Annotated in this window: 6 protein-coding genes; all 6 read right to left on the bottom strand. The window is 51.4% G+C overall.

Annotated elements, in window-relative coordinates:
- Positions 1-1,086, bottom strand: a 1,086-nt coding sequence (locus tag DW039_RS19910; protein ID WP_133302546.1) for a sigma-54 dependent transcriptional regulator, incomplete at its 3' end; no start/stop codon positions are given.
- Positions 1,079-3,388 (bottom strand): ATP-binding protein, encoded by a 2,310-nt coding sequence (locus DW039_RS19915; protein ID WP_004312632.1) that lies wholly within the window; start codon positions 3,386-3,388, stop codon positions 1,079-1,081. The genes DW039_RS19910 and DW039_RS19915, both read right to left, overlap by 8 nt.
- Positions 3,389-3,403: 15 nt before the next feature.
- On the bottom strand, positions 3,404-4,765 hold the full coding sequence (locus DW039_RS19920) for an efflux transporter outer membrane subunit (RefSeq protein ID WP_004312631.1): 1,362 nt from the start codon (positions 4,763-4,765) through the stop codon (positions 3,404-3,406).
- Positions 4,766-7,879: an efflux RND transporter permease subunit gene (locus tag DW039_RS19925; RefSeq protein ID WP_117817909.1), complete on the bottom strand. Its 3,114-nt coding sequence runs from the start codon at positions 7,877-7,879 to the stop codon at positions 4,766-4,768.
- Positions 7,876-8,994 carry an efflux RND transporter periplasmic adaptor subunit gene (locus tag DW039_RS19930; protein ID WP_004312628.1) on the bottom strand — a complete coding sequence of 373 codons (1,119 nt, stop codon included), beginning with the start codon at positions 8,992-8,994 and terminating at the stop codon, positions 7,876-7,878. The genes DW039_RS19925 and DW039_RS19930 overlap by 4 nt, the downstream gene beginning before the upstream one ends.
- Positions 8,995-9,009: 15 nt before the next feature.
- Positions 9,010-9,468: a GNAT family N-acetyltransferase gene (locus tag DW039_RS19935; RefSeq protein WP_117812700.1), complete on the bottom strand. Its 459-nt coding sequence runs from the start codon at positions 9,466-9,468 to the stop codon at positions 9,010-9,012.
- Between the last annotated feature and the right edge of the window lie 41 nt (positions 9,469-9,509).

A 9,509-nucleotide genomic window follows, 5' to 3' on the forward strand; every position in this document is an offset into this window, starting at 1 on the left:
CAATACAGCACCCATAACTTTCTGCCGAAGTTCCCGCACGTTGCCCGGCCATGTGTGGGTCAGTAACGCTTTTCGGGCTTCGGAACTGAAACCGCTCACATTACACTCCAGTTCCTTGTTGGCTATCTCGCGGAAGAACTCCGCAAGCGGCATGATGTCCTCCTTACAGTCACGCAAAGGCGGCACGGTTATCACGAAGTCATGCAAGCGGTAGAGTAAATCCTGTCGGAAACGCTTTTCATTCACCGCTACTTCCAAATCCTCGTTGGTGGCGGCGATGATGCGGACATTGAAACTCCTGTCCGATTTGTCACCGACCGGGCGATAACGCCTCTCCTGTATGGCACGGAGCAACATCTGCTGGGTTTCCAACGCAAGGTTGCCCACCTCGTCAAGAAACAGCGTGCCTCCTTCCGCCTCATGGAAATATCCTTTCCTGGTGCTGTCCGCACCCGTGAACGCGCCTTTGACGTGTCCGAAGAATGACGACGGCGCAAGTTCTCTGGAGAGTGAACCGCAGTCCACCGCCACGAATGGTTTGCCAGCCCGTTTGCTCTTGTCGTGCAGATGGTGGGCGATATGCTCCTTGCCTGTGCCGTTCTCTCCGAATATCATCACGCTCATGTCGGTGACGGCTACCAACTTTATCCTGTGCATGATTTTCTGAAAGGCGGAACCTTCACGGGCGAAAACGGGCATCCGGCTGTGTCTCGACTGACGCTCTTTCTGTATGGAGCGGATAAGGGGGACGAGTTTGTCCTCTATCAGTTTCTTCGGAATATAGTCTATCGAACCGAGTTTCATGCTTTCGACTGCCGTATGCACTTCGGCGTAGTCGGTCATTATGATGAACGGCTGCATCTTTCCCTCCTTGCGCATCCAGCGCAGCAGGTCTATTCCGTTGCCATCGTTTAGGCGCAGGTCAGAAACTACTATATCATCATCCGTTGCCTGTTGCAGATGTTTCTTCGCTGTTGACAGGTGGTAAGCCTTCACGGTACTGTATCCCTCCCGTGCCAGCAGATTGCAGACATATTCGCAATACACGATGTTATCCTCCACCACGATTATTCTTGTCTTATCCATTTTCGTATTTTCTCCTTTCCTCCTTTGCCAACTGTATAATCTCCGCTCCTTTATCCAACACGGTGGTCACGGAATTACTTAACGCCTCGTTATCGGACTTATCCTTTCCATGAAGCACACCATAAAGCACCTTCAGCGGCTGGTCGGCACGGAGTATCTCCCACGAACTGCGTAAGTGGTGTGTCAAGGCATCAAGTTCTTGCAGATCGTTTCGCATTGCCGCATCCCGTACCGCCTGCATTTCTTTCTCGGTTTCCGTTATCAGTTTTTCCAGCATGACAACTTCATTGCCGTAGGACAACAAGGCGGAAAAATCCGGTTTACCGTCCTGTGTCGCTTTAATGGCGCACTTGTCGGAAATTTCCAGCAGTTCCGATATGGAGAATGGTTTGAACAGGCATCCGGCAAAGCCTCGTTCCAAAAGTTCCTCCGCATCGCAACTGCCCGAAGCGGTTGCCACGACCACGGGGATTGTCTGTGAATTGCCAACATTGGACGATCGGAGCAGTTCCAGCAGCTCGAAGCCGTTTATGCCGGGCATATTCAAGTCCGTCAGCAACAAGTTGTATTCTTTTCGGCGTATCATTTCCATCAGTTCCGCCGCATCGGTGCAAGTGTCGCAATGTATTCCCTCCTGTGCATACATCTCTTTCAACATCAGGAGCAGCACCTCATCATTGTCGATGGCGACAACATTGAGGTTTCTCTCCTCCCGGTGGATATAAGTCTGTATCTCTTTTTCCGGTATTTCTTCGGCTTTCTGCATGGGTATTTCCACTGTGAAACGACTTCCTTTCCCTTTCTCGCTTTCCAAATGGATTTTGCCGTCAAGCATCGCCACTATGTTATGCACGATGGCAAGTCCAAGTCCGAAACCGTCTTTTGCGGCGGCGTTTGAGAGGCGTTCAAATGCCCCAAATACACGTTGCTGTTCATCTTCTGTCATGCCTGTGCCTGTATCCTCGAAAATCAGTGTCAGCACTCCGTTGGTATAATCGATAGTCAGCGACACACCGCCTTTCTCCGTGAACTTGATGGCATTTGACAGCAGATTGTTTCCAATTTGGATGATTCGCTCCTTGTCGGTCAGTACAACCGCATCGTTTCCGTTCTTTACGGTCAAGGAAAGCCCCTTGTTCATGGCGACGGGCATGAACTCCGTTTCAAGGGTATGCGTGATTGTGGAGATGCGGCAGGGCAACAGTTTGGGCTGCTCCTTGCCGTTGTCCAAGCGGAAGAAGTCCAGCAGGGTGTTAAGCATATCCCGCATACGGTCGGAAGATTGTTGTATGCTTTGAAGAAAATTCACATTGTTCTCCTTGCTGCACTCTTTCTGTAACAGCTCAGTATAACCTGTTATTGCCGTTAGTGGTGTGCGCAGTTCGTGGGTGATGGTATGTACCGCTTTCTTCCTTGATGCTATCAGTGCCTCGTTCCGTTGTACGGATTGTTCCAGTTGCCCTATCAAATCCGTTGTCTTGCGCTTGTATTGTTTGATACTCTTTGCATCACGGTGTATGATGATGTAGGAAATTAACAACAGCAGAAGGACGAATCCCATTAAACCGCCTACCTGCATAAATGACTTTCCACGCATGGCAACTATTTCGTCTTCCCGCCCTTGCAGGTCGGCTTGTACCTTATTTTCTATTTGACAGATTAGCCCCTTCAACTGCCTGTTAAGATCTGCATTGCGAGCGGCAAGACTGTCGGCTTGTTCCGACAATCGACGGCTTTGCTCTTTCTGTTCACTGACCATGCTTCTATTGGGTGAACGAAGCGTAGTTGTTGTTGTCGGCGGCTTCGTTTCCTCTTTTTTGCCGAATATGCCCAAGAACCCTTTTCGTTTCGGTTTCTTGGGCTGTTCCTGCATACTTGTCTGAACAATGAGAGGTACTTGACTGGCAATCTTCTTGTTGATGGATTGTTGTTCGTCTATTAACCGAACAATCTGAAACATCTGCCGTTCCTTATCTTCCAAAAGACTGCGCACACTGTCAATACGTCCAATTACATGAGTTTCATTGAACAGGCACAATGTGCTGTCCAATGCAATGCGTTGGGCATGGTAATTCTCCAAATCCGTTTCGTCCCAATCCAATGCAGTTTCTCCTAATAGCGAAAACTCTATCAGTTGGATATGAATACGGTTTACCTCCTTCCTGAATTCATCTATATGCCGGTTGCCAACCTCCAATGCTTCCACTTCCTGCCATTCATTATGACAAGTAAATGCAATGGCTACTACTATTAGAATTATGAAAGTGTGACTTAATGCTATTGCCTTACGTACAAATTCCATCTATTCTCTTACGAATTAAAATCGTCCTCCTCCCAACGCGTGATAAAGTTTGATTACACTTTGTATGCGTTCAAAACGAGTTTGCAGCTGTTGCACTTCCGCTTCAAGGAGAGATTGCTGGGCGGTCAATACTTCCAGATAGGTAATATTGGAATGACGCATCAGTGATTCTGTTTTCCGCACGGCATCGCATAATGTTTCCACCTGCCGAGCATTGATTTCAAGTTGCGATTTCGCAGTCTGCCATGCGGTCAAAGCATCGTTTACCTCTTTGCCTGCGTTCAACAAAGAGTGTTGGAACAGTAACTTCGCTTCTTCCTGGCGGATTTGGGCAGTCTTCAGGTTGGCGATGTTTGCGCCTCGATTGAACAAGGGCTGTGTCAGGGAACCGATGGCATTGAGCAACCATTGTCCGGGATTGGTGATTATACCGCCACCGTTATTGGTCCATCCAAGTGTTCCCGAAAGGGTGATATGGGGGTAGAATGCGGCACGTGCCGCATTGGTTGTGTAGAACGCCTGCGCCAGTTCCATTTCTGCCTGACGCACATCGGGACGGTTGGAAAGTAACTGCAAGGGGACTCCGATAGAGACGGTATCGGGGAAAGCTGCTTCGACCAGATTACTTCGTGCTATTGAGTGTGACGGCATGGCAAGTATTGCAAACAAGGCGTTTTCTGTTTCGGAGATGCTCTTGCGGATGGATAATAGGGACGATTCGAGCTGCATCACGTTCGCTTTTGCCTGCAATACACCGGCTTCGTTTGACTGTCCGGCTTTTTTCAATGCTTCGAGAGTGCGCACGGTAGTCTGCCAGTTTTCAAGGGTGCGGTGGCTTATTGCCATTTGCGCGTCGAGCATGGCAAGGGTATAGTAACTGTCGGCAATAGTGGCGACAAGCTGAGTCTGTACGGCTTGCCGGTAATCACGGCTTCCTTGCAAGGCGGCAGCGGCACCACGTTTTGCAGCTGTGAGGTTGCCGAAGATGTCCAGTTCCCAGCTTGCTGTCGCTCCTGCATTATATGTCTTTGCCGTTGCTCCATCGTGCTTGCCGGCATTACCTTCGGCATTCAGTCCGAGTGAGGGTAGATAGGAGAGTTTAGCTGTCAGCAAGGCGGAGGCTGCCGCTTCCACCCGTAGCCGTGCCACATTGAGGTCTGTGTTTCGGTCAAGTCCTGTTTCAATCAAGGACTGAAGTTTAGGGTCGGTAAACATTTCCCGCCACGACAGGGAGGCCAGAGTGGTGGTATCGGCGTCTGCCGGAAGGGTGCTATACAGATTCTCCATCGAGAGGTCGGGGCGATGATACCGGCTGTACGTGCCACAGCCGGTAAGCATCCATCCTGACAATATGATATATATTGCTGTCTTTTTCATTTAATTATGCTTAATACGTTCTTGGATATATTGGAAGACGATGAACAATGAAGGCACGAGGAACAACAGAGCCAATGTACCTACAATCATTCCGCCGATTACACCTGTGGCAAGCGAACGGCTACCGTTGGCACCCACTCCGTGAGCCAGCATCAGCGGGATAAGGCCGAACACCATAGACAACACGGTCATCAGGATGGGGCGCAGACGGACTTTTGCCGCACTGTATGCCGCTTGTGCCAGTGTCATGCCTTCCGACCGCCGCTTGCCTGCATATTCGGTAAGCAGGATGGCGGTCTTGGCAAGCAGGCCGATAATCATAATCAGACCGGTCTGCATGTAGATGTTGTTCTCCAGACCGAAGAGCCATGCGAACAGGAAACTGCCCATCAACCCGCAAGGCACTGCCAGCAGAACCGCAAAGGGAATAAACACGCTTTCGTACAAGGCACACAGAATCATATAGACCAGGACCATACAGAGCAGGAATATCAGCGTGGCATTGTTGGTTGTCTTGCTCTCCTCGCGCGAGATGCCGCCAAACTCGTAGGTGTAATTTGCCGGGAGAACCTTGCGTGCCGTCTCACTGATGGCTTCGAGCACCTGCCCCGAACTGTAACCCCGGGCCGGAGACCCATTGATGGAGATGGCATTGAACAGGTTGAAGCGGGTGAGGTCTGACGGACCGTTGGTCTTGGTCAGACGCACGAACCGGCTCAACGGTGCCATGCCGCCATCAGAGGTGCGTACATAGATATGATGAATGGACTCTGCATTCACACGGTATTCCGCCGGAGCCTGCATGGTGACGTGGTAGAGCTTGGAGAAGCGATTGAAGTCGGAAACATATTGTCCGGTATAATAGCCCGACAGGGTGGAAAGCACCTCTGCGGGCGACACTCCCGACTGCTCGCATTTGGCGGCGTCGATATCCACCCAGTATTGCGGATAGTCTGTGGCAAAGGAGGAATAGACTTCGCCTATTTCGGGCCGCTGCGACAAGGCCTCGACAAACTTGTCCGCCTCTTTCTTGAAAGCGGTAATGTCTCCGCCTGCCTTGTCCTGCAAGTAGAGCTCAAAGCCGTTCCCCATGCCATATCCGGCTATCATTGGGGGCGACATGGCAAACACCGTGGCATCAGGGATGTCGGAGGTGGCGGCATAGATTTTTCCGATGACGTCGTTGACCGACTGCCCCTCTCCCTCACGCTGTTCCCAGTCTTTGAGTGTCACGAAATACATGGCCTGCGACGGACCGGAACCGCTGAAAGAGAAGCCGGCAACCGCACCGTTGTATTCTATCTCGCCGATACTGTCGAGGCGGCTGTTGATGCGCTCCATCACCTTGACGGTCTGCGCCATTGACGTGCCGGGCTTCGTATTCATGCTCACCATGACCGTTCCGGTGTCTTCTTCGGGGATAAGGCCCGTCTTGGTGGCGTTGACCAGCAGCACCAGCAATACAAAGGACACTGCTATAGAGCTCCACATCAGCCACCGGCGGTGGAGGATGAACATCACTCCACGCACATAGCGTCGGCTCAGACGGTAGAAAACGGCATTGAACGCCTTTCGGAAACGGGCTGCAAAGTTGTCCTTTGTATTGCCGTGCTCGTCGATATAGGGCTTCAGCAACAGGGCGCAAAGTGCCGGTGAGAGGGTGAAGGCATTGATGGCCGAGATGCCCACGGCAACCGCCATCGTGATGCCGAACTGCGCATAGAAGGCTCCCGAAGTGCCGCCCATCATGGCAACGGGAAAGAACACTGCCATAAAGATGATGGTAGAGGTCAGAATGGCCGATGAAACGCCTTTCATGGCATCATCGGCCGCAAGCACCGCCGACTGGTAGCCCTCATCAAACTTCGCCTGCACCGCTTCCACCACCACGATGGCATCGTCGACCACGGTGCCGATGGCAAGCACAAGCGCAAACAGGGTGAGCAGGTTGATGGAAAAGCCTATCATGGACATCACGGCGAACGTGCCGATGATGGAAACGAAGATGGATATGGCAGGAATAAGCGTTGACTTGATGTCCTGCAAGAATACATATACCACTACGATAACCAGCAGTATCGCCTCCAGCAAGGTGCGGATGACCGAGCGGATGGAGGCATACAGAAACTTGTTGGTGTCGGTAAGCACTACGAATTCCGCTCCTTCGGGCAGGTCACGGTCCAGTTCGTGGAGCACTTCGTGAATCTCGTTGATGGTGCTCGACGCATTGGACCCTGCCTTCTGGTTTATCATCATCATGGCTGCCGGATGGCCGTTCACTTGGGAGGAGTAGTTGTAGTATTCATCGCCCAGCTCCACATCGGCAACCTCTTTCAGCCGAAGCACGTTGCCACCCGGCAAGGACTTGACTACCAGTTCGCCAAACTCATCGGCACCGGACAAGCGTCCGCGGTACTTCATTGTGTATTCGTTGGCCGTGGGGTGATTGGCACCGAAGGAGCCGGTGGCGGCTTCGATGTTCTGCCGCGCGAGTACGGCGGATATGTCGTCGGGTATGAGCCCGTATTGCGCCATACGGTCGGGCTTCAGCCAGAGGCGCATGCTGTAATTGGAGCCGAACAGTTGCGCCTTTCCCACGCCGCTGATGCGCTTCAGTCGCGGTTCGACATTGATTTTCATGTAGTTGTTCAGAAACGTCTGGTCGAAGCGGTCATCGGGCGAGTAGAGGGCAAAGGTCAGCAGCTCGGCATTCTGCTGCTTTTCGGTGGTGACACCGGTCTTGGTGGCTTCTGCCGGAAGCTGGCTCAATGCGGCGTTCACACGGTTCTGCACGTTCACGGCTGCCATGTCGGCATTGGCTCCTTGCTTGAAGTAGATGTTGATGGAGGCGTCTCCCGTGTTCGATGCCGTGGAGGTCATATAGGTCATGTCTTCCACGCCGTTGATGGCTTCTTCCAGCGGCACTATCACGGCTTTCTGCACGGTTTCGGCGTTGGCTCCGGGATAGGATGCCCATACATTGATGGTGGGCGGGGCGATGTCGGGATATTGCTCCACCGGCAGGGAGAACATGGCGATGACGCCCAACAGCACAATCACCACCGAGATAACGCCCGAGAACACCGGGCGGTCTATAAAAAATCGTAGCTTCATTTCGTTTCGTCTTTAGGGGTTATGCTCATGCCTTCTCTCACCAGTCCCACGCCTTCGGCGATGAGGGTGTCGCCGACCGAGAGACCTTCTTTTACGATAAACCGGTTGCCATCGTTCAGGCGGTCCACCGTGAGATAGGCAGCTTCCGCCCGTCCGTTTTTCAGTCGGTAGGCGATGATTTTGTCTTGCAGTTCCACGGTGGCGGTCATGGGAATGGTGATGGCATCCGTTTGGGGGTTCCGAAGGACGATGTTGCCGATGCTGCCGCTCAGCAGTTCGCGTTCGGGATTGGGGAACAGGGCTTTGATCTGCACCGCTCCGGTCGCAGGGTCCACCACACCGCTTACGGTCTCGATGCGTCCCTTCGCTTTGTACAGACTACCGTCGTTGAGTTGCAGGCTCACTTCCGGCATCTTGGCTATCAGGCTGTCAATCGAGCCGTAGCGAGTGGATAGGTGTCGCAGCATGTTTTCCGACACGGAGAAGTAGGCATACATCTCCGCATTGTCGGACACGACCGTGAAAGGCTGCTCCATGTTGGGACTGACAAGCGCACCGATGCGGTAGGGCAATGTGCCTACCACGCCGTTACTCGGACTTTTGATTTCAGTATAAGAGAGGTTGTTTCGTGCATCCGCTTCCTGCGCCTCGGCCTGTTGGAGTTCGGCAAGTGCCACAGCTAGTTGGTTTCGGGCAAGAGAAAGGTCGTATTCGGATATTACCTTCTCATCAAACAAGGCTTGCTTACCTTGCAGTTCGATTCGTGCCGTTTCCGCTTTTGCCCGTGCTGCGCTGACATTAGCCAAAGCTGTGCGTAAGGCTGCCAGATAGGGTGTTTGGTCTATCACTGCCAGTACTTGCCCTGTCGTCACCCGTGTGCCCTCCTTCACGCATAGACGCGTGATGCGGCCGGATATTTGCGGCATGATATCCACATCTTGTCGCCCGCGGATAGTGGCGGAATAAGATTCGGATATTTCCACCGGCATGGACGATACTGTTATGACCCGATAACTCGGTACCGCATCCTGCTTACCGTCCTGCTTGCATCCAGTCGACAGAAACAGCATGACGGCAAATGCGGCGAAATTAATGATAATGAATCGCTTGTTCATATTCTTTTCTTGTTCTTAATTATTCGTAATTGATTTAGCACTGATTGAATTCCATTCTTTTTTTAGAATGGAATAAACACGGGTATCTTCATATTTCGGGGTGCCGTTAGGATTGTTTATAAATGTCACAAATTCCTTGAAGCATCCTTCGCGGCGCATACCAAGGCGTTCGCATAAGCGTTTGGAGCGAATATTGTCATCTTCCACAAATCCATAGATACGCCGTGCATGGTAATGCTCGATATCTTTATCGTTCCATTCCAGTATTGTTTCACCCAATAGAGAAAATTTTATCATTTGAATATTGATATTGTTTATTTCTTTTCGGAGCTCGTCTATTTTTTTATTGCCAAGTTCTAATGCTTCTATCTCCTGCCATTCATAGAGGCTATTATATGCCATACATCCGATAAGAATGGAGATAAGTATATATCCCAACCGTATTGCCTTATAGAAATTTCCTGACCGCTCCATTATTTTGATGACATTGATTTTTGAAACATGAATAAAAGTTT

The organism is Bacteroides sp. AF39-16AC (assembly GCF_003602735.1).
Taxonomy (GTDB): Bacteria; Bacteroidota; Bacteroidia; order Bacteroidales; family Bacteroidaceae; genus Bacteroides; species Bacteroides uniformis.

Excerpts from the sequence above, each read along its gene's own strand:
- DW039_RS19925 (WP_117817909.1), bottom strand. The coding sequence starts at position 7,879 with ATGAAGCTACGATTTTTTATAGACCGCCCGGTGTTCTCGGGCGTTATC.
- DW039_RS19915 (WP_004312632.1), bottom strand. The coding sequence starts at position 3,388 with ATGGAATTTGTACGTAAGGCAATAGCATTAAGTCACACTTTCATAATT.
- DW039_RS19935 (WP_117812700.1), bottom strand. The coding sequence starts at position 9,468 with ATGGAGCGGTCAGGAAATTTCTATAAGGCAATACGGTTGGGATATATA.
- DW039_RS19930 (WP_004312628.1), bottom strand. The coding sequence starts at position 8,994 with ATGAACAAGCGATTCATTATCATTAATTTCGCCGCATTTGCCGTCATG.
- DW039_RS19920 (WP_004312631.1), bottom strand. The coding sequence starts at position 4,765 with ATGAAAAAGACAGCAATATATATCATATTGTCAGGATGGATGCTTACC.